The organism is Aeromonas sp. FDAARGOS 1406 (assembly GCF_019048565.1).
Taxonomy (GTDB): Bacteria; Pseudomonadota; Gammaproteobacteria; order Enterobacterales; family Aeromonadaceae; genus Aeromonas; species Aeromonas caviae.
Genome location: NZ_CP077378.1, coordinates 1,655,975 through 1,675,801, shown reverse-complemented (window position 1 = coordinate 1,675,801; position 19,827 = coordinate 1,655,975). Strand labels below are relative to the sequence as shown.

Annotated in this window: 19 protein-coding genes; 1 reads left to right on the top strand and 18 read right to left on the bottom strand. The window is 63.2% G+C overall.

The window, feature by feature from the left end; all coding sequences use genetic code 11:
• Positions 1-110: 110 nt before the first annotated feature.
• The 14 genes from lipA to leuS form a co-directional block, all read right to left on the bottom strand.
• On the bottom strand, positions 111-1,076 hold the full coding sequence (lipA, locus tag I6L36_RS07825; RefSeq protein WP_109111910.1) for a lipoyl synthase: 966 nt from the start codon (positions 1,074-1,076) through the stop codon (positions 111-113).
• Positions 1,077-1,161: 85 nt separating this feature from the next.
• A complete protein-coding gene (lipB, locus tag I6L36_RS07820; protein WP_010673755.1) occupies positions 1,162-1,854 on the bottom strand; it encodes a lipoyl(octanoyl) transferase LipB in 693 nt (230 codons plus the stop codon).
• A 93-nt stretch (positions 1,855-1,947) separates the two neighbouring features.
• Complete coding sequence (gene ybeD / locus I6L36_RS07815; RefSeq protein WP_010673756.1) at positions 1,948-2,211, bottom strand: DUF493 family protein YbeD; 264 nt, start codon at positions 2,209-2,211, stop codon at positions 1,948-1,950.
• A gap of 279 nt (positions 2,212-2,490) precedes the next feature.
• Positions 2,491-3,720, bottom strand: coding sequence for a D-alanyl-D-alanine carboxypeptidase family protein (locus tag I6L36_RS07810; RefSeq protein WP_039041110.1), 1,230 nt, complete (start codon positions 3,718-3,720; stop codon positions 2,491-2,493).
• A gap of 165 nt (positions 3,721-3,885) precedes the next feature.
• Entirely contained in the window at positions 3,886-4,821 is a 936-nt protein-coding gene (locus tag I6L36_RS07805) for a septal ring lytic transglycosylase RlpA family protein (protein ID WP_109111909.1), read from the bottom strand.
• A complete protein-coding gene (gene mltB / locus I6L36_RS07800) occupies positions 4,763-5,761 on the bottom strand; it encodes a lytic murein transglycosylase B (protein WP_109111908.1) in 999 nt (332 codons plus the stop codon). The genes I6L36_RS07805 and mltB overlap by 59 nt, the downstream gene beginning before the upstream one ends.
• Positions 5,761-6,864, bottom strand: a complete 1,104-nt coding sequence (rodA, locus tag I6L36_RS07795) for a rod shape-determining protein RodA (RefSeq protein WP_010673760.1) — start codon at positions 6,862-6,864, stop codon at positions 5,761-5,763. The genes mltB and rodA overlap by 1 nt, the downstream gene beginning before the upstream one ends.
• Entirely contained in the window at positions 6,861-8,774 is a 1,914-nt protein-coding gene (gene mrdA, locus I6L36_RS07790; protein WP_010673761.1) for a penicillin-binding protein 2, read from the bottom strand. Before mrdA ends, rodA begins: the two co-directional genes overlap by 4 nt.
• A 64-nt stretch (positions 8,775-8,838) precedes the next feature.
• Positions 8,839-9,306, bottom strand: a complete 468-nt coding sequence (gene rlmH / locus I6L36_RS07785; RefSeq protein ID WP_005298242.1) for a 23S rRNA (pseudouridine(1915)-N(3))-methyltransferase RlmH — start codon at positions 9,304-9,306, stop codon at positions 8,839-8,841.
• Between the two features lie 21 nt (positions 9,307-9,327).
• Positions 9,328-9,669 carry a ribosome silencing factor gene (gene rsfS / locus I6L36_RS07780; RefSeq protein WP_010673762.1) on the bottom strand — a complete coding sequence of 114 codons (342 nt, stop codon included), beginning with the start codon at positions 9,667-9,669 and terminating at the stop codon, positions 9,328-9,330.
• A gap of 212 nt (positions 9,670-9,881) precedes the next feature.
• The gene (gene nadD, locus I6L36_RS07775) at positions 9,882-10,535 is read right to left on the bottom strand and encodes a nicotinate-nucleotide adenylyltransferase (protein WP_109111907.1); all 654 of its coding nucleotides are present in this window, start codon (positions 10,533-10,535) and stop codon (positions 9,882-9,884) included.
• Positions 10,529-11,563 (bottom strand): DNA polymerase III subunit delta, encoded by a 1,035-nt coding sequence (holA, locus tag I6L36_RS07770; protein WP_109111906.1) that lies wholly within the window; start codon positions 11,561-11,563, stop codon positions 10,529-10,531. Before holA ends, nadD begins: the two co-directional genes overlap by 7 nt.
• 27 nt (positions 11,564-11,590) lie before the next feature.
• Complete coding sequence (gene lptE, locus I6L36_RS07765; RefSeq protein ID WP_010673765.1) at positions 11,591-12,073, bottom strand: LPS assembly lipoprotein LptE; 483 nt, start codon at positions 12,071-12,073, stop codon at positions 11,591-11,593.
• Positions 12,074-12,185: 112 nt separating this feature from the next.
• Positions 12,186-14,762, bottom strand: a complete 2,577-nt coding sequence (gene leuS, locus I6L36_RS07760; RefSeq protein WP_109111905.1) for a leucine--tRNA ligase — start codon at positions 14,760-14,762, stop codon at positions 12,186-12,188.
• A 260-nt stretch (positions 14,763-15,022) separates the two neighbouring features.
• Here leuS and I6L36_RS07755 point away from each other — a divergent pair, with 260 nt between their 5' ends.
• On the top strand, positions 15,023-15,511 hold the full coding sequence (locus I6L36_RS07755; RefSeq protein ID WP_041215952.1) for a zinc ribbon-containing protein: 489 nt from the start codon (positions 15,023-15,025) through the stop codon (positions 15,509-15,511).
• 85 nt (positions 15,512-15,596) lie between these two features.
• Here I6L36_RS07755 and lnt read toward each other — a convergent pair whose 3' ends face one another.
• The 4 genes from lnt to I6L36_RS07735 form a co-directional block, all read right to left on the bottom strand.
• Entirely contained in the window at positions 15,597-17,126 is a 1,530-nt protein-coding gene (gene lnt / locus I6L36_RS07750; protein ID WP_162540509.1) for an apolipoprotein N-acyltransferase, read from the bottom strand.
• A 180-nt stretch (positions 17,127-17,306) separates the two neighbouring features.
• Positions 17,307-18,188, bottom strand: a complete 882-nt coding sequence (corC, locus tag I6L36_RS07745; protein ID WP_010673769.1) for a CNNM family magnesium/cobalt transport protein CorC — start codon at positions 18,186-18,188, stop codon at positions 17,307-17,309.
• Between the two features lie 95 nt (positions 18,189-18,283).
• On the bottom strand, positions 18,284-18,748 hold the full coding sequence (gene ybeY / locus I6L36_RS07740; RefSeq protein ID WP_039041101.1) for an rRNA maturation RNase YbeY: 465 nt from the start codon (positions 18,746-18,748) through the stop codon (positions 18,284-18,286).
• On the bottom strand, positions 18,745-19,803 hold the full coding sequence (locus I6L36_RS07735; RefSeq protein WP_042865110.1) for a PhoH family protein: 1,059 nt from the start codon (positions 19,801-19,803) through the stop codon (positions 18,745-18,747). The genes ybeY and I6L36_RS07735 overlap by 4 nt, the downstream gene beginning before the upstream one ends.
• Positions 19,804-19,827 lie beyond the last annotated feature (24 nt).

Genomic DNA, 19,827 nt, shown 5'->3' with positions numbered 1-19,827 from the left:
TTACGCCAGAACGGCGCCAATCACAAAGGGACAACCGCTGCCTGCGAGGTGACGGCGATAAAAAAAGAGCGCCCAGGGGCGCTCTTTTTTCTGCCAGCAGGAAAAGAGGCTTATTTGACCTCTTCCCCCTTGGCTTGCAGGTCTGCGTGGTAGGAGGAACGCACGAAGGGACCGCAGGCGGCGTGGCTGAAGCCGAGCTCCATGGCCACATCCTTGAGTTCGTCGAACTCTGCGGGCGGCACATAACGCTTCACCGGCAGGTGGTGGCGGCTCGGTTGCAGATACTGGCCCAGGGTCAGCATGTTGACGCCGTGCTCGCGCAGATCCTTGAGTACCTCGACGATCTCCTCGTTGGTCTCGCCAAGGCCCATCATCAGACCGGACTTGGTCGGCACGTGGGGGTGCATCTCCTTGATGCGGCGCAGCAGCTCCAGGGACCACTTGTAGTCGGCACCCGGACGGGCAACCCGGTACATGCGCGGGGCGGTTTCCAGGTTGTGGTTGAAGACGTCAGGCGGGGTCTCGCGGAACACCTCCAGCGCCTGCTCCATCCGGCCACGGAAGTCCGGGGTCAGGATCTCGATGCGGGTCTGGGGGCTGTGCTCGCGGATCTCGCGGATGCAGTCGGCGAAGTGCTGGGCACCGCCGTCCCGCAGATCGTCGCGGTCCACCGAGGTGATCACCACGTACTTGAGGTTCATCTCCTTGATGGTGAGTGCCAGCTTCTTCGGCTCCTCCGGATCCAGCGGCAACGGACGGCCGTGGGCCACGTCGCAGAAGGGGCAGCGGCGGGTACAGATGGCGCCCATGATCATGAAGGTTGCGGTGCCGTGGTTGAAGCACTCCGCCAGGTTGGGGCAGGAAGCCTCTTCACACACAGAGTGCAGCTTGTTTTTGCGCAGGGTGCTCTTGATGTGCTCGATCTTCTGGCTCGACGGCGGCAGCTTGATCCGCATCCACTCCGGCTTGCGCAGCACTTCCTCGTTGGGATCCGGCATGAATTTCACCGGGATCAGGGCCATCTTGTCGCCATCGCGCAGCTTGACGCCCGGCTCCATACGAACGGGTTTGCTCATGATTCACTCTCGGTGTTTGTTATTGTCTGGTTGACGGTCACCAGGGGCCTTGCGGCTCCCTCGTGACCACGGGGCATGGGGTTGCTCATGCCGCCTCTTCGGTATTCGTGATCTCTTGGTAGCCAATCAGGCGGGCCAGCTCCGTCACCAGCAGGGACTGTGCCTCGGCGACGCTCTGCGGGCCGCCCAGGGCGCTGGTCTGGGTCATGGCCATGCCCGCATAGCCGCACGGATTGATGCGCAGGAAGGGAGTCATGTCCATGTTGACGTTGAGAGCCAACCCGTGGAACGAGCACCCCTTGCGAATGCGCAAACCCAGGGACGCCAGTTTGGCTTCCATACCCAGATCGCTCTTCACGTAGACGCCCGGGGCATCGGCCTTGGCGTAGGCCTCGATATTGCTTTTGGCGAGCGTGTTGATGATGGCGGTTTCGAGGCAGGTCACCAGCTCCCGTACAGAGAGCTTGCTGCGGCGCACATCCACCAGCACGTAGAGCACCAGCTGGCCCGGGCCGTGATAGGTCACCTGGCCGCCGCGATCACTCTGCACCACCGGGATGTTGCCGGGGGCGAGCAGGTGTTCGGCCTTGCCGGCCTGACCCTGGGTGTAGACGGGGTCATGCTCCACTACCCAGAACTCGTCCGGGGTGTCGGGGGTGCGATTGTCGGTGAACGCCTTCATGGCGTCCCACACCGGCTGGTAGGGGCGACGGCCCAGCTGTCTGACGAGCAGTTGGCCGGCTGACGGTTGTGGCTCGGCGGGCGTTTCGAGTGACATCTTTCCTCACTGGCGGCGCGGTGTCGGTACGGTCGCCGCTGCGACCGGGCGGCAAATAATCAGTCGCCCCGGTGGCGGGGCGAGAGAGGCAACTTACAGGACGTAACGAACCAGCTCGATCTTGCCAAGGGCGGTATACATGGCCTCGATGTGTTCCTTGCTCTGGGCGGTGACCGTCACCCGTACCGAGTGATAGTTGCCCTTGGAGCTCGGTTGAACGGTCGGGCTGTAGGTGCCGGGAGCATGTTGCTGCAGCACTTCCACCACCATGTCGGGCAGGGCGGGATCGGCCACGCCAAGCACCTTGAACGGGAACTTGCAGGGGAACTCCAGCAGTTCATCAAACTTGGTATTCATCTACTTCACCTTTCTGGGTCGCCGGGAAGCGACGTCATCTTTACGTCTTTGAGGGCCGCCGAAACGGTCCCCTCATCTGCCCCCAGGGGACAGTTCCCAGTCTATATGGGCATGAGCCGCCTCGGGATCAAGACCCGGCGGTGCGGCAAGACGTGGAAATGCTGCTTTTTACCACAAATCGTCAGTCGGCGGAACCTGCAGATTACAGGGTTATTGACTGGACAGACCGCAAAAGACAGCAGCGGCGCCTGTTGGCGCCGCTGCTTGAGGAAGGGTCTGTTACTTGAACCAGCTGGAGACCAGCATCACCAGGTAATCCCACAGGCGGCTCATCAGGCCACCTTCCTGCACCTCTTCCAGGGCAACCAGGGGAACCTGCTTGATCTCCTTGTCCCCTTGCTTGAGGTACACGGTACCGACGCGCTGGCCCTTGGCCAGGGGCGCCTTCAGCTCGCTCTCCAGCTGGAAGTCCGCCTTGAGGTTGTTGCCCTGGCCACGGGTGACCAGCACGGAGACGTCCTTGTCGACCCCCAGCTTCACTTCAGACTTGTCGCCCATCCAGATCTTCTGGGTGACCAGTTCGGTGCCCGCCTTGTAGGGGGTCAGGCTCTGGAAGAAGCGGAAGCCGTAGGTGAGCAGCTTCTTGCTCTCGGCGGCGCGGGAAGCCTCGCTGTTGGCCCCCATGACCACGGCGATCAGGCGCATGCCTTCGTTGTTGGTGGCGGAAGAGACCAGGTTGTAGCCGACCTGGCTGACGTGACCGGTCTTGATGCCGTCAACCTGCAGGGATTGGTCCCACAGCAGGCGGTTGCGGTTGTGCTGGGTGATGCCGTTGAACACGAAGGACTTCTGGGAGTAGATTTTGTACTCCTCCGGCTGATCGTGGATCAGGGCCTGACCCAGGCGGGCCATGTCGCGGGCGGTACTGTAGTGGCCCTCTTCATCCAGGCCGTGGGGGTTCTTGAACTGGGAGTCCTTCATGCCGAGCTTGGCTGCCCAGGCGTTCATCAGGCTGGCGAAGGAGTCGGTGCTGCCTGCCAGGTGCTCGGCCATGGCGACACAGGCGTCATTGCCGGACTGGATGATGATGCCCTTGTTCAGATCATCGACGGAGACCTGCTTGCCCACCTCGATGAACATCTTGGAGGAGTCGGAGTAGTTCTTGGACCAAGCGTTCTGGCTGATGGTCACCATGTCGGTGCCCTTGATGTTCCCCTTGTGCAGCTCGTCGCCGACGATGTAGGAGGTCATCATTTTGGTCAGGCTGGCGGGGGGCAGACGCTCGTCGGCGTTCTGCTCGGCCAGCACCTGGCCGGAGAAGTAGTCAATCAGGATGTGGGCCTTGGCGGAGATCTCGGGCGCGGCAGGCACCACCATGGGGGCGCTGTTCAAAGTGGGGACCGGCTGGGCACTCGGCAGAGCCGAATCCGGGGTCGGAACAGGCTGGTTGGCCTGAGCGGTGGCGCTTAACAGGGAGGCCAGAATAACGGAGCGGGCAAATTTGGACATCTTGAAATTCCTGGTGCCTGGATGGGATGTACCCAAGTTGAAAAAAAGCGGGCCCCACTATACCAGATGTGCGTGTCGGTCATAGTCCGAGATGCGACCTGGACGGGATTTTATGGGATGGTCCCCGACCTCGCGTCGTATCCCGGCGCGAGGTCGGGGCGGGTATCAGGGCACGATGAAGGCCTGCTCCAACCCACCCTGGCGGATCTGCTCGAGCAGAGGGGCCTGCTTGTCGCTGGCCACGGGTCCGAGCAGGACGCGGAAGACGGCGCCATGTGCCACCACCTGGTACGGCACGCCATAGCGCTGGGTCATCACCTTGCCCATGGCCTCGGCCCGCGCCTGCGAGCCGCTGGCGAGCACCTGGATCATCTTGCCCTGGGTCGCACCGGCCTTGGGGGGGGAGACGGTGGTGGTCGCCGTGGCGGCAGGAGCAGGAGCAGGAGCAGGCGCGGCCTTGGCCGGTGCCGTGGGGGCCGGCGTCTCGTTCACGAAGGAATTGGCTGCTGGCGCCGCAGGCTCCATGGGCGTCATCGGGGTCATGGGCACCATTTCCACCATCTGATCCGGCTGATCGGTGATGAGTTCGAGGCGCACCCGGGCCTCACCCCCTTCCACCATCTCCAGTTGCGCGGCGGCGGCGTGAGAGAGATCGATGAGGCGATCGCTGCCGAAGGGACCGCGATCATTGACGCGTACTATGGTCTCCAGACCGTTGTCCAGATTGGTGACCCGCACGTAGCTTGGCAGGGGCAGGTTGCGGTGGGCGGCGCTGAACAGGGTGCTGTCCTGCACGTCGCCGTTGGCAGTCTTGTTGCCGTCCAGATCCCGGGAGAGCCAGCTGGCAGTGCCTTCCTCGCTGTAGTGCTTGACGTCGCGCCACACCTCAAACTTCTGCTTGCCGATCCAGTAGTCCCGGTTGCCGCTATCGCTCATGGGTTCGGGGCGGGGAATGGCGCCGGTCGCCTGGGGGATCTCGATGACCTGGGGCTTCTCCTGGGGGACGGGCTCTGGCGGCAGCGGCTGGGGTTCGGGTTGGCTGCTACAGGCGGCCAGCAACAAGGTCAGGCTGAGGGGAAGAAGTTTGTGGCTGTAATGCATAAGCGTCCTGGATTGCTTGACTGAGTTGATGCACCGCCATCGCATAGAGAGGGCTGCGATTGTAGCGGGTGATCACGTAAAAATTGTGGCGCGCGACCCAGTATTCCGGTCCTTCGGCCTGCTCCATCGCCAGCAGTTTTACCGGCGTCTCGGGTGACGGCGGTGTGGCGACTTCAATGCCCGCAGCGGCCAGCTCTGCCCAGCGGTGTCTTAGCTCGGGCTCGGGTGCAAGCAGGGTACCTACTGGCGCCAATCCGATCAAGGCGGGCTCCACCACCGGCTCGCCCCAGCGCCAGTGGTGCAGGGCGAAGTAGTTGGCCACGCTGCCGATGGCATCTGCCGGGTTGGCGAAGAGATCCCGCTTGCCGTCTCCGTCGAAGTCGACCGCGTAGTGGCGGTAGCTGGAGGGCATGAACTGGCCCATGCCCATGGCACCGGCATAGGAGCCCTTGAGGGTGGTGAGCGGCCACTTCTCTTCCCGGGCAAGCAGCACCAGCTGGGCAAACTCCTTGGCGAAGAAATCCGCCCGTTCGGGGTAGTGGAATCCCAGGGTGTAAAGGCTGTCGAGCACCGGATGGCGCCCCATCTGTCGACCGTAAAAGGTCTCGATGCCGATGATGGCGACGATGAGGGAGGCGGGGACCTGGTAGGTCTGCTCGGCCCGTGCCAGGGTGGTCGCATGGCGCTGCCAGAATCCCACTCCGTCCCGGATGCGCTCCGGGGTGACGAACAGCGGCCTGTAGCGGTGCCAGGGCTTGGCTTCCCAGGGGCGGCGGATGGTGTCCAGCACCTCCTGGCGCAGGCTGGCTTGGGCGGCGGCGGCCTGCAACTCTGCCAGCGGCACCTGCTGCTGCTCGGCCAGCAGGCTGAGCCGGGCCGGCGAGACGGCAGCTCCCGCCGTCAGGGAGCAGAAGCAGAGCGCCAGCCAGCCGAGCCGCATCAGGCGAGCAGCCTCCTGTGGGTCTGGATGGACATCAGAACGCCGAAGCCCGCCATCAGGGTCACCATGGAGGTGCCGCCGTAGCTCACCAGTGGCAGGGGAACCCCTACCACCGGCAGGATGCCGCTTACCATGCCCATGTTGACGAACACATAGACGAAGAAGGTCAGGGTCAGGGCGCCCCCCAGCAGGCGTTCGAAGCTGTTCTGGGCCTGCATGGAGATAAACAGGCAGCGGCTGATGATGTAGAGGTAGATGACCAGCAAGAGGGCCACGCCCACCAGACCGAACTCCTCGCTGAAGACGGCGAAGATGAAGTCGGTGTGGCGCTCTGGCAGGAATTCGAGCTGGGACTGGGTGCCTTGCAGCCACCCCTTGCCAAACACGCCGCCGGAGCCGATCGCAATCTTGGACTGGATGATGTGATAGCCGCGACCGAGGGGGTCCTTCTCCGGGTCCAGCAGCATCAGCACCCGCTGGCGCTGGTAGTCGTGCATCAGGAAGAACCAGAGAACCGGCATGAAGGCGCAGATGAGCAAGACCGCGAGCCCGATGAGCCACCAGCTGATCCCCGCCAGGAAGATGACGAAGAAGCCGGAAGCGGCCACCAGGATGGAGGTGCCGAGATCGGGTTGGGCCGCGATCAGCAGGGTGGGCAGCAGCACCATCACCAGGGCGATCATCACATGGCTGAACTTTGGCGGCAGGGAGTGCCGGCTGAGCCAGGCGGCCACCATGATGGGCATGGAGAGTTTCATCACCTCGGAGGGCTGGAACTTCATGAAGCCGAGATCGAGCCAGCGCTGGGCCCCCTTTCCGATATGGCCGAACACGTCCACAGCGATGAGCAGCAGCACCACCACCGCAAACAGGGGCACCGACCAGCGGGCATAGAGGGAGGGCGGCAGCTGTGCCATGCCGATCATCAGACCGAAGGCCAGGGCGCCGCGCACCAGCTGGCGCACAATGGAGTCGAGATCCTGGCCCGAGGCGGAGTAGAGCACCACCATGGAGAGGGCCATCAGGGTCAGCAGGCCGAGCAGCAGCGGCAGGTCGATGTGCAGCTTGTACCAGATGCTCTGCTGGCGGGCAGAATTACTCATTGGGAAACGACCTCACTCGGTTGGGACGGCTTTTCCGGTGCCGGTGGCAACTGGGGTTCCGGCGGCAGCAGATAGGCATCCAGCATGTGGCGGGCGACCGGTGCCGCCATGGCGCTGCCGCCCCCGGCGTTCTCCAGCACCAGGGCGACCACCGCCTTGGGTGCCTCGAAGGGGGCGAAGGCGACGAACAGGGCGTTGTCGCGGTGCTCCACCTTGGTGGTGGCCGCGTTGTAGACCTGGTTCTCCTTGAGGCCCACCACCTGGGCGGTGCCGGACTTGCCCGCCGCCTTGTAGGGGGTATTGGCGAAGGCGCGGCGCCCCGTCCCTTCGTGGCCGTTGATGACGCGCCACATGCCGTCCTTGGCCACCTGCCAGTAGGTATCGCTCTTGGCGGCGATGGCCACGTTCGGGTTGATGGGGGCGTTGACCACGCCATCGGAGGAGGCGGTGCTCTTGAGCAGGTGCGGCGTCACGTCGTGACCGTTCTGGGTCAGGATGCTGATGGCCTTGGCGAGCTGGATCGGGGTGGCGCTCCAGTAGCCCTGGCCGATGCCGATGGAGATGGTGTCCCCCTGGTACCAGGGTTGACGCCAGCGGGCCATCTTCCAGTCCCGGGAGGGCATGACACCCCGGGTCTCTTCATAGAGGTCCACGCCGCTGTACTGGCCGAAGCCGAACTTGGTCATGTAGCTGTTGATCTTGTCGATGCCGACCCGGTAGGCGAGATCGTAGAAATAGGTATCCGCCGACACCTCGATGGCACGATAGACGTCGAGCCAGCCGTGGCCCCAGCGGCGCCAGTCCCGGAACTTCTTGGTGGTGCCCGGGATGGAGAAGCTGGGCCCGCCGAAGTAGCGGTAATTGGGGGTGATCGCCCCCTCGTTGAGCCCCATCACCGCCATCATGGGCTTGACGGTGGAGGCGGGGGCATAGATGCCCTGGGTGGTGCGGTTGACCAGCGGCCGGGCGGGATCGTTGAGCAGCGCCGAGTAGTTGGCGCTGGAGATGCCGGTCACGAACAGGTTGGGGTCGTAGCTCGGGCTCGACTCCATGGCCAGGATGGCGCCGGTGTTGGGTTCCATCATCACGATGGCGCCCCGGCGGCCGGCCAGCAGCTCCTGGGCCTTCAACTGCAGGCGGATGTCGATGTTGAGGTAGATGTCCTTGCCGGGCTCGGGGGGCTGGAATTTCAGGGTGCGCACCACCCGGCCGCGGTTGTTCACCTCGACCTCCTGATAACCCGCCACGCCGTGCAGCTGATCCTCGTAGTACTTCTCCACCCCCTGTTTGCCGATGTCCTTGGTGGCGGCATAGTTGGCGAGCTTCTCCTCCTTCTCGAGGCGCTCCACGTCACGGGTGTTGATCTTGGCCACGTAGCCCAGGGCATGGGTGAGGGTGTCGCCGAACGGGTAGTAGCGCTTGAGGTAGGCCTCGATGCTGGCCCCCGGGTAGTTGTGCTGGTTGACCGAGAAGAGGGCGACCTGGTATTCGGTCAGCTTCTCGAACAGGGGCACGGGCTTGAAGCGGCGCTGACGTTTGACCTCGGCCAGGAACTTCTCCTTGGTCCCCTCCGGCAGGGCCAGCAGGGTGATGAGGTCGTCCGCGGTCTTCTCCAGGTTCTCGGTCTCTTCGGGCACGATCTCCAGGCTGTAGACCGGGCGGTTTTCCGCCAGCAGGACACCGTTGGCGTCGTAGATGAGACCACGGGGCGGCGCCACCGGCACCACACGGATGCGGTTGTCGTTGGATCGGGTCTGATAGGTTTCGTAAGACTCTACTTGCAGGTAGTAGAGGTTAGCCAGCAGCACCAGCATGAGGGTGACCATGCCGATGTAGGCGACCAGGGTGCGCCGGAAGAACAGACGTCCCTCGGCACTGTGATCGCGCATTTCAATGCGATTCTTCAGCATGCCGTTACCTTGTGGCTGACGTGCGGGTGAGAGAGGAGAAATGCATGCTCAGGGTCGGCATGGGTCACTCTCTGTGATAAGGGTGATTGGTGGTGATGCTCCAGGCGCGATAGAGGCTCTCGGCCACCAGCACCCGCACCAGGGGATGGGGCAGGGTCAGGGGCGAGAGCGACCAGCTCTGCTCCGCGGCAGCCTTGCACTCGGGGGAGAGCCCCTCCGGGCCACCCACCAGCAGCGCCACATCCCGGCCATCCAGCTTCCAGGCTTCCAGTTGCACGGCGAGCTGCTCCGTGGTCCAGGGTTTGCCCGGAATGTCCAGGGTCACGATACGAGAGCGGCCGGCGGCGGCCAGCATGGCTTCCCCTTCCTTTTGCAGGATGCGGGGAATGTCGGCATTCTTGCCGCGCTTGCCTGCGCCGATCTCGACCAGCTCGAACGGCATGTCTTTGGGGAAGCGGCGACGGTACTCTTCGAAGCCATGCTCTACCCAGGCAGGCATCTTGGTGCCCACGGCAATCAACTGGATCTTCATCTTTGGTTACGCTGTCGCCCTTTATTGCGAATTGACCTGGGCGGCGCCGCTCCAGAGTTTTTCCAGCTGGTAGAAGTCGCGGTACTCATCCTGCATCACGTGCACGATGACCGACCCCATGTCCACCAGCACCCACTCACCGGTGAGTTCCCCTTCCACGCTCAGCAGGTCGAGCCCCGCATGACGGGCCTCGCTGGCGAGGTTGTGGGCGATGGCACTGACGTGACGATTGGAGTTGCCGGAGCAGATGATCATGGTGTCCGTGATGCTGGATTTGCCGCGCACATCGAGGGTGATGATGTCGCGGCCTTTCATGTCATCGATCTTGTCGACGATAAAGGCGAGCAATTCTTGGCCTTGCAATGTCTTCTCCTATCTTCCGGCGCCAGAGGGCGGCGGATTATATCATGGTCACTCCCGTTTCCCAGCCTGGCAAAGGGAGCATCGCCCGGGGAGCCGTCCCGTGGGGGAGGGGCCCCTTGACGATCACTATAGTGTGCAACCCGGCCTGGCAATAGTCAGGGCCGGGCCCGGTGCGCCCGGACGTGTCGGCTGACCCGCCTGCGTGGCGCCGTTTACTGCGTTGCCGATGAGCGGTAGAGCCCGTGGCGCCGGATATAGTCGGCGACCGGGTTGGGCAGCAGGTATTTGGGATCCTGGCCTGCCGCGAGCAGGGCACGCAGGCGTGTGGCCGACAGCTCGACGGGCAGGTTGTCACAAAGCCAGACATGACCGTGGCGCTGGCGATGGAGATCCCGAATATCCCGGGTCTGGTGGCGGGCCAGCAGCTCGGCCACCTGGACGGGATAATCCGGTTGCCAGCCTGGGCGGTAGCTCACCACCAGATGGGCGTAATCGAGCAGCTCCTGCCAGCGGTGCCAGCCCGGCAGGCCGAGCAGGGAATCCATCCCCATCAAAAAGCAGAGCGGGGTGTCCGGCAGCTCGCTCCTCAATTCGACAAGGGTGTCGATGGTCCAGGAGGGGGTGTCGCGCCTGAGCTCCCGCTCATCCACCACGAATCCCGGGTTGTCCGCCGCAGCGAGCCGGACCATGGCGAGCCGCTGCTCGCTGGAGCAGAGCGGATTGGCCCGGTGGGGCGGGATATGGTTCGGGAGCAGGTGCACCTCGGTCAGACCCAGGGCGTCCCGGGCCTCGATGGCGGGCCTCAGGTGGCCGATGTGAATGGGATCGAAGGTGCCGCCGAGGATCCCGATGGGCGGTGTCAGCATGATTCCGTCTCCAGCAGGGGGAGCGGGGTACCGTCACGAAAGCCGAGGGCGATGGTTTGCAGCATCAGCCAGGCCTGCTCGGTGTCGAAATGGCGCTGGGCATGGTCCAGCTGGGCCATCAGTTGCCAGAGTTGCCGGATCTTGGGGAAGGGAAGCCGGGTCAGCGCCTGCTGGATGAGCTGCTGGCGGCTCTGCCAGATGCGCAGGCGGCTGAAATGCTCCACCAGGGGCTGTCCGGCGCGGGCGGCCAGCGCCAGCTCGGTGAGCTGCTCCAGTTCGCGGCACAGGGTCCAGGCCAGCATGCCGGGTTCGGTGCCCTCGGCGCGCAGGGCCAGCAGGATGCGCTGGGCCCGGTTCACCTTTCCTTCCAGCAGGGTATCGACGAGCTGGAAGGGGGTGAAGTGGGCGTGGCGGATGATGGTCTCCTGCAGATAGGCGACGCTGATGGGCTGGGGCGGGGAGAGCAGGGTCAGCTTCTCGATCTCCTGGCTCGCGGCCAGCAGGTTGCCCTCGTAGGCGTGGCACATGAAGTTGACCGCATCCGGCAGTGCCTTGAGGCCGAAGCGCTGAAAGCGGGCGCTCATCCAGCGCGGGAAGAAGCGGGGTTCGGGGTGGTTGACCGGCACATAGGTGCCGCTCTGGCTCAGCTTGTCGAACCAGGCCGCCTTCATCTGGGTCTGGTTGAGGCGGGGGCCCGAGAGCACCAGCAGCAGGTCGGGGTGGAGCTGCTTGCCAATGTCGCTGATGCGGGCGGCGAGATCCTTGTCGATCTTGGCGGGCAGCACCAGCTCGATGATCTGGCGGGCCGAGAACAGGCTCATGGCCTGGCAGGCATCGTAGACCTGGTTCCAGTCCAGCCCCTGTTCCACCACGAAGCTGTGGCGTTCATCGAAGCCCTGTTTGCGTGCCACCTGACGCACGGCGTCGACAGCTTCCAGTTTGAGCAGGGGCTCGTCCCCAAAAATGAGATAGCAGGGCTTGAGCCCTGCCTTGAGATGATCCGCAAACTGCTCGGGATAGACTCTCATCAACACCCTCTCATCAAGATACGCGCATCAGAACTTGACCTGACTGAGCTGGCGAATAACCAGGTTGGCGGCCTGCTCCTGCATCTCCTTGCCGAGCTGTTCCTGCTCGCGGGAGGAGGCGAGTGCCGCATCCGGCTTGTTCAGGAAGCTGCGGTTGAAGGTGATGGGGAAGACCTGGGTCGGTTTGCCCGGCATGACCACGGTGAACTGGGTGCTGTAACTCAGCAGGTATTCGCGGTCCTGGCCGATGGAGTCGACGGAGGCGACCTGGCTGCGGCTACGTACCCCGGCCAGGGTCAGCACCGGGATGCCCTCCTTGTCGGCGAGCTGCACGCCAGCGGCCTTGAGGCGGGTGGTGACCAGTCGGTAGAAGTCGCTCTTGTTGTCACCGACCACTTTCATGGTCATCAGTTCGGGGGGAATGGCGGTGCCCCGCATCTGAAAACCGCAGGCCTGCAGCAACAGTCCTGCCAGCACGATGGCCATCCAGCGCGTGAAGATGGTGCCCATAAAAAATCCTCTTTGCATGAAGGGAAGAGCGGCGGGCGCAGGGCCCGCCGTCATCATCCGTGTGTCGTCAGCCCCTGGCCCAGACCGTCGGCCGCCGCCAGGGGAGGCGTCATCAGTTGGCCACGATGTTGAGCAGTTTGCCCGGCACGTACACGACTTTGCGCACGGTCAGACCGTCGGTGAACTTCTGTACGGACGCATCGGCCATGGCCAGCTTCTCGACGTCGGCCTGGCTTATCTCGGCCGGCACGGTCAGCTTGCCGCGCATCTTGCCGTTGATCTGCACCACCACCAGCTTCTCGGTCTCGACCATGGCCGCTTCGTCGGCCACCGGCCAGGCCGCGACATCGATGTCCCCTTCCTTGTCCAGCATCTTCCACAGCTCGAAGCCGATGTGCGGGGTGATGGGGTAGAGCATGACCACGACCGCTTCCAGCGCTTCCTGCATCAGGGCGCGATCCTGAGCGTCGCTGCCCAGTTTTGCCAGGTTGTTCATCAGCTCCATGATGGCAGCGATGGCGGTGTTGAAAGTCTGACGGCGACCCACGTCGTCGCTCACCTTGGCGATGGTCTTGTGCAGCTCGCGGCGCACGGCTTTCTGGTCGCTGGTGAGGGCGGCGACGTCCAGTGCGGCAACGGCGCCACCGGATACGTGCTCGAAGGTGATGCGCCACAGGCGACGCAGGAAGCGCTGGGCACCCTCTACGCCGGAGTCGGACCACTCCAGGGTCATCTCGGCCGGGGAGGCAAACATCATGAACAGACGGACGGTATCGGCGCCGTAACGCTCCACCATCAACTGCGGGTCGATGCCGTTGTTCTTGGACTTGGACATCTTGGTCATGCCGGAGTGGATCACTTCACGACCCTCAAGGTCGACCGCCTTGGTGATGCGGCCCTTGTCGTCACGTTCCACCTTGACGTCGAGGGGGCTGACCCAGACGTTGCCGCCCTTCTCATCCTTGTAGTAGAAGGCGTCGGCCAGCACCATGCCCTGGCAGAGCAGGCGCTTGAACGGCTCGTCGCTGTTCACGAGGCCCGCATCACGCAGCAGCTTGTGGAAGAAGCGGGCGTAGAGCAGGTGCATACAGGCGTGCTCGATGCCGCCGATGTATTGATCCACCGGCAGCCAGTGGTTGGCAGCCGCCGGATCCAGCATGCCCTTGTCGTAGTCCGGGGAGCAGTAGCGGGCGTAGTACCAGGAGGACTCCATGAAGGTGTCGAAGGTATCGGTCTCGCGGAACGCTTCCTGGCCGTTGTAGGTGGTCTTGGCCCATTCTGCGTCGGCCTTGATCGGGCTCTGGATGCCATCCATCACCACGTCTTCCGGCAGCAGTACCGGAAGCTGATCTTCCGGGGTCGGCACCACGGTACCGTCCGCCAGGGTCAGCATGGGGATGGGAGCGCCCCAGTAGCGCTGACGGGAGACACCCCAGTCGCGCAGACGGTAGTTGACGGTGCGCTTGCCCTTGCCGAGCCCTTCCAGCTTGTTGGCGATGGCATCGAAGGCACCCTGGAAGTCGAGGCCGTCGAACTCGCCGGAGTTGAACAGCACGCCCTTCTCGGTATAAGCCGCTTCGCTCACGTCGACGTCACCATCAACCGGCTTGATGACAGGCTTGATCTCGAGGCCGTACTTGGTGGCGAATTCGTGGTCACGCAGGTCGTGACCCGGTACCGCCATCACGGCGCCGGTGCCGTAGTTCATCAGCACGAAGTTGGCGACCCAGACGGGCACCTTGCGGCCATCCAGCGGGTGAATGGCGTAGAGGCCGGTTGCCATGCCCTTCTTCTCCATGGTGGCCAGTTCAGCTTCGGCTACCTTGGTGTTCTTGCACTCTTCGATGAAGGCGGCCAGCTCCGGATTGTTCTGGGCTGCTTGCAGCGCCAGCGGGTGACCGGCGGCGATGCCCACATAGGTCACACCCATGAAGGTGTCCGGACGGGTGGTGTAGACCTCGAGGTGCTCGGCCTGACCGTCGATATTGAAGCTGATGTTGACCCCTTCGGAGCGGCCAATCCAGTTGCGCTGCATGGTCTTGACCATCTCCGGCCAGCCTTCCAGATTGTCGATGTCGTTCAACAGCTCTTCGGCGTAGTCGGTGATCTTGATGAACCACTGAGGGATCTCTTTTTGTTCCACCGGGGTGTCACAGCGCCAGCAGCAGTTGTCCACTACCTGCTCGTTGGCCAGCACCGTCATGTCGTTCGGGCACCAGTTGACGGAAGAGGTCTTCTTGTAGACCAGGCCCTTTTCGTAGAGCTTGGTGAAGAACCACTGCTCCCAGCGGTAGTAGTCCGGCTTGCAGGTGGCCAGCTCCCGATCCCAGTCATAGCCCAGACCCAGCATCTTCAGCTGGTTCTTCATGTATTCGATGTTTTCGTAGGTCCAGGGGGCCGGCGCCGTGTTGTTCTTGATGGCGGCGTTTTCTGCCGGCAGGCCGAAGGCGTCCCAACCGATGGGTTGCAGCACGTTCTTGCCATTGAGCCGTTGATAACGGGAGATCACATCACCTATGGTGTAGTTGCGAACGTGCCCCATGTGTAGACGACCAGACGGATAGGGGAACATGGAGAGGCAGTAGAACTTTTCCTTGTCTACTTTCTCCACCGCCTTGAAGGTTTTCTTGGCATCCCAGTGCTTCTGCACTGCTGGTTCTATGGATTGGGGAACGTATTGCTCTTGCATTGGTGACATCCGGATCTGTGAAATGAATAGATAAAACGGCTGGGAAATCCCGATAGAATACCCATATCCTGCGGCGGCAACAACCGCCAGCATCCGCCCGGTCTCGGGCCAGGTCCGGTACCCGCGAGGATTTGCAGAGCCGCAAGAGCCGCAAGAGCCGCGAGAGTCGCAACGAAGTGAGAATGGCAACCGCCGCCCGTATCCGCCGAGCCCGAGGTCAGGGTCTGGCTCGATCGGGATTCAGCAGAGGAGTGATGGCCATGGACAAACGTCGACAAGGGTATGAAGCCTTTATCGCCCAGCTCAAGAAGCAGTGGGAAGAGACGGAAGCGTTTCAGGGAGAGCGCCTCAACCGGATGATCGCCAAGGTGCAGGCCTATCTGGAGGCGGCCGGGGATCTGACCCAGGACGAGCTGGCGCTGATCGCCGAGTATGTGAAGCGGGATCTGGGCAACTATGACGAAGGGCGCAAGGATGAGCAGGTGGAGGAGTCTGCCTTCATGCTGGCGCTCAAGGACACCGCCTGGTCCTGGCTGGCAGACGTGACCGACCGCACCCAGGTGGAGTGGCAGGAGTTGGCGGACGAGCTGGAACACAAGGGGGTCTACCGGGCCGGCGACTGGGTGGGGCTCGGAGTATTGGTGTGCGATCACTGCGAGTGGCGCCATACCGTGCTGCACCCGGAGCAGCTTGGCACCTGCCCCGAGTGCGGGGCCGATGAGTATCATCGCGAGCCGCTGTCTCCTTGAGCCGCCAGACTGTGCCAAGCCATAAGCCAAACCATAAAAAGAGGCGCCCAAGGGCGCCTCTTTTGTTTATCGGGGTTATGTGGTCTTAGCCCTTGCGCGCCCAGGGGTGGGCGCGGGGGCGCAGCCACAGGGCCAGCCCCAGCAGGGCGGCGGCCAGGCCATACATGGGCCAGCTGCCAAAACGCAGATAGGGGGTCATGCCGTGGGCGGGGCGTACCTCGGCACGCAATACTCCAGCCTCGAACTGCGGGATCTGGGCGATGATGCTGCCGTCTATCTCGGTGACGATGGTGATGCCGGTGTTGGTGTCGCGCAGCAGCGGGCGGGCCAGCTCCAGGGCGCGCATGCGGGCGATCTCCATGTGCTGCCAGGGGCCGATGCTGGTACCGAACCAGGCGTCGTTGGAGACGGTCAGCAGAAAGTCGGTATCCGGCTGCACGTTGCGGCGCACCTCGTCCGGGAAGATGATCTCGTAACAGATGGCGGCAGCAAACTTGAGCCCCTTGGCGATCAGGTTCGGCTGCACCTCGTCACCCCGGCTGAAGGAGGACATGGGCAGGTTGAAGAAGGGGGCGATGGGACGCAGCAGATCTTCAAAGGGTACGAACTCGCCGATGGGCAGCAGGTGGTACTTGTAGTAGCGGTTCTTGTGCTCGTAGTAGTAGGACTCCTTGCCTTCTGCATCCTGCACCCCCATGCCGAGCACGGTATTGAAGAAGCGCTGCTGTTTCAGATCGTAATGGATGATCCCCGCCAGCAGGCCGGTGTCGTTCACCTTCATCGCCTTGTCCAGGCTCTCCAGATAGATACCCATCTCCTTCTCGATGGCCGGGATGGCGGACTCCGGCCAGACGATGATGTCGGCATCCTGGTTCTCGCGGCTGAGATCCTGATACTTGCGCACGGTCGGCACCAGGGCCTCCGGATCCCACTTGAGGGACTGCTCGATGTTGCCCTGCACCAGCGCGACCTTGACCGGTTCACCCCGGGTCACCCAGTTGAGCTGCATCAGCCCCTGGGCGGCGCCCACCAGGGCGACGGGGAGCAGCAGCCAGGCCGGCTTGCGGTGTTGCCATACCAGCCAGAGGGCGGAGGCGGTGAGCAGCAGGGCGAGGGTGATGCCCTGCACCCCGAGAAGGGGAGCGAAGCCCTTGAGGGGGCCGTCTATCTGGGTGTAGCCGAACCAGAGCCAGGGGTAGCCTGTCATCACCCAGCCCCGCAGCCAGTCGGCCATCAGCCAGAGCGCCGGGAAGGCGAGCAGCCAGCGGCTCCAGTGGCGGCCGGCAAAGAAGCGGGCGAAGAGCCAGCAGGCCAGGGTCGGATAGAGGGAGAGATAGGCGCAGAGCCCGGCCAGCAGCACGAAGGCGGCCGGCAGCGGAATGCCGCCAAACTCCGTCATGCTGACGTGGATCCACCACTGCCCGGGCAGGAACAGACCCATGGCGTAGCCGAAGCCGCGCCAGGCTGCCTGTTTGGGGGTGGCCTTGTCCAGCAGGGCGTAAAGGCCGAGCAGGGAGGGGATCACCAGGGGCCAGTAGCCGAAAGGGGAGAAGGCCAGCACGGCGATGGCGCCGCTGGCAATGGCAAACAGGCTGGTCAGGAGTTTCGATTTCACGGGGGATCGGGGCTCGAATTGGACTGAATGGAAACACAATGGCCGACATCTTAACCGCAAACCGGGTCAACGGCGAGCCTCGCGGTCGGCGTGGGCTAAGTGGCGGTAGCGCGGCGGGAGGGAGGCAAAAAAAGCGCCCCTGACGAGAGGGGCGCGGGATGTGCGTGGGGCTGGGCGGGATCAGGACTCCGGCTGCGCCGCCGCATGATGCTCGGGGATCTTCACCTGCAACTGTTGCAGGCGACGGCGATCGGCGTGCATCACCTTGAACAGGTAGCCGTCGAGTTCGATCTCTTCACCCTTCTTGGGCAGGTGGCTGAAGGCGTGCATCACCAGACCGCCGACGGTGTCCACCTCTTCATCGCTGAACTGGGTGCCGAAGAAGTCGTTGAAGTCCTCGATCTCGGTCAGCGCGCTCACCGAGAAGACTCGCTTGCTGATGCGGCGGATCTCTTCCGGCTCGTCCTCGATATCGTCGAACTCGTCGTCAATCTCGCCTACGATGAGCTCCAGAATGTCCTCGATGGTCACGAGACCAGAGACACCGCCAAACTCGTCCACCACGATGGCCATGTGGTAGCGCTCTTCCCGGAACTCCTTGAGCAGGCGATCGACCCGCTTGCTCTCCGGCACGATCACCGTGGGACGCAGGATCTTCTCCAGCTGGAGCGGCTCGCTGGCATGCTGGCCGCCAAACCCGAACGGCAGCAGATCCTTGGCGAGCAAGATGCCCTCCACGTGATCCTTGTCTTCGTTGATCACCGGGAAGCGGGAGTGGCCGGATTCGATGATGACCGGCAGGAACTCGTCCACCGGCTGGGACTTCTCGATGGTCACCATCTGGGAGCGGGGGATCATGATGTCACGCACGCGCAGCTCGGCAATTTCGAGCACGCCCTCGATCATGTCCTTGGTGTCCTGATCGATGAGGTCCCGCTCTTCGGCATCGGCGATGACCTCTACCAGATCGTTGCGGTCTTTTGGCTCGCCCTGGAAGAGTTGGCTGAGTTTGTCGAGCCAGGTTTTCTTCGGCGAGCCGGTACTAGGGTGATCGTCGGTCATTTTCTCTCTTGGTTACTCGTATGAACACACTTGAAATCGTTGTGGCTATATGAGGATGGGCATCGGCTGTTTCAAGACGATGACCATCCGGTTCGTTACTCTTCGTCGTTCAGATAAGGATCGGCGAAGCCCAGTTCCTGCATGATGTCGCGCTCGAGCTGCTCCATCTCCTCGGCTTCCTCGTCCTCGATATGGTCATAACCTAGCAGATGCAGACTGCCATGCACAACCATGTGAGCCCAGTGGGCCATCAGGGGCTTGCCCTGTTCGACGGCTTCGGCCTCGACCACCTGGCGGCAGATCACCAGATCCCCGAGCAGGGGCAGCTCGAGACCCGGCGGCGCCTCGAAGGGGAAGGAGAGCACGTTGGTGGGCTTGTCCTTGCCGCGATAGGTGTGGTTGAGCTCGCGGCTCTCCGCCTCGTCCACCAGGCGCACCGTCACCTCGGCCTCGGGCTGGAAGCCCAGAATGGTGCCGTCGAGCCAGCCTTGCAGCTGGGCCTCGGTCGGCAGGCCGTCCGGGCTGGCGCAGGCCAGTTGCAGATCCAGGGTCACGCTCATTGGGCACTCTCTTTGCTGGTGTTCTCGTTGCGGGGAGTGGCTGCGTTCTTCTCGGCCGCCTGCTGGGCATCGAATGCCTCGTAGGCCTGCACGATGCGGGCCACCACGGGATGGCGCACCACGTCCTTGGACTCGAAGAAGTTGAAGGAGAGACCATCGACCCCCTGCAAAACCTCCAGGGCGTGGCGCAGACCGGATTTGGTGCTGCGAGGCAAGTCCACCTGGGTGATGTCGCCGGTCACCACCGCCTTGGAGTTGAAGCCGATGCGGGTCAGGAACATCTTCATCTGTTCCGTGGTGGTGTTCTGGGCCTCGTCCAGGATGATAAAGGCGTCATTCAAGGTTCTGCCTCGCATGTAGGCGAGCGGCGCCACCTCGATGACGTTGCGCTCCATCAGCTTCTCCACCCGCTCGAAGCCCAGCATCTCGAACAGGGCGTCGTAGAGGGGGCGCAGGTAGGGGTCCACCTTCTGGGAAAGATCGCCGGGCAGGAAGCCGAGCTTCTCACCGGCTTCCACCGCCGGGCGGGTCAGCAGGATGCGGCGGATCTCCTGGCGCTCCAGGGCATCCACGGCGGCGGCCACGGCGAGATAGGTCTTGCCGGTCCCGGCGGGCCCGATGCCGAAGCTGATGTCGTGGCGCACGATATTGGCGATGTACTGGGCCTGGTTCGGGCTGCGGGGCTTGATGAGACCGCGCTTGGTCTTGACCGTGACCTCCTTGCCATACGGCAGGGAGGGGGCGGGTTCGTCGTCCTGCTCCAGCACGCGGGACTCCTGCACCGCCAGGTGCACCATCTCGGGGGTGATGTCGCTCACCTTGCTCCCCTTGAGGGGCTGGGTTTCCACATAGAGGTGCTTGAGGATGACGGCAGCCGCCTCCACCTGGGCCTGCTTGCCGATCACTTGGAAGTGGTTGTCCCGGTAGCTTATCTCGATGCCGAGACGGCGCTCCAGCTGCTTGAGGTTGTCGTCAAAGGGTCCGCACAGGCTGGCGAGGCGCTGGTTGTCGGCGGGTTCCAGATGCAGATTCAGGGTGGAGATGTGTCGGCTCAAGGTGTCCTCTTATCGGTTGTTCCC

Coding starts and splice junctions, on each gene's coding strand:
- nadD (WP_109111907.1), bottom strand. CDS start 10,535: ATGCTGACACCGCCCATCGGGATCCTCGGCGGCACCTTCGATCCCATT.
- mrdA (WP_010673761.1), bottom strand. CDS start 8,774: ATGCTGAAGAATCGCATTGAAATGCGCGATCACAGTGCCGAGGGACGT.
- I6L36_RS07755 (WP_041215952.1), top strand. CDS start 15,023: ATGGACAAACGTCGACAAGGGTATGAAGCCTTTATCGCCCAGCTCAAG.
- rlmH (WP_005298242.1), bottom strand. CDS start 9,306: ATGAAGATCCAGTTGATTGCCGTGGGCACCAAGATGCCTGCCTGGGTA.
- corC (WP_010673769.1), bottom strand. CDS start 18,188: ATGACCGACGATCACCCTAGTACCGGCTCGCCGAAGAAAACCTGGCTC.
- holA (WP_109111906.1), bottom strand. CDS start 11,563: ATGAGAGTCTATCCCGAGCAGTTTGCGGATCATCTCAAGGCAGGGCTC.
- lipA (WP_109111910.1), bottom strand. CDS start 1,076: ATGAGCAAACCCGTTCGTATGGAGCCGGGCGTCAAGCTGCGCGATGGC.
- ybeD (WP_010673756.1), bottom strand. CDS start 2,211: ATGAATACCAAGTTTGATGAACTGCTGGAGTTCCCCTGCAAGTTCCCG.
- mltB (WP_109111908.1), bottom strand. CDS start 5,761: ATGCGGCTCGGCTGGCTGGCGCTCTGCTTCTGCTCCCTGACGGCGGGA.
- lptE (WP_010673765.1), bottom strand. CDS start 12,073: ATGGGCACCATCTTCACGCGCTGGATGGCCATCGTGCTGGCAGGACTG.
- leuS (WP_109111905.1), bottom strand. CDS start 14,762: ATGCAAGAGCAATACGTTCCCCAATCCATAGAACCAGCAGTGCAGAAG.
- I6L36_RS07805 (WP_109111909.1), bottom strand. CDS start 4,821: ATGCATTACAGCCACAAACTTCTTCCCCTCAGCCTGACCTTGTTGCTG.
- lipB (WP_010673755.1), bottom strand. CDS start 1,854: ATGTCACTCGAAACGCCCGCCGAGCCACAACCGTCAGCCGGCCAACTG.
- I6L36_RS07810 (WP_039041110.1), bottom strand. CDS start 3,720: ATGTCCAAATTTGCCCGCTCCGTTATTCTGGCCTCCCTGTTAAGCGCC.
- ybeY (WP_039041101.1), bottom strand. CDS start 18,748: ATGAGCGTGACCCTGGATCTGCAACTGGCCTGCGCCAGCCCGGACGGC.
- rodA (WP_010673760.1), bottom strand. CDS start 6,864: ATGAGTAATTCTGCCCGCCAGCAGAGCATCTGGTACAAGCTGCACATC.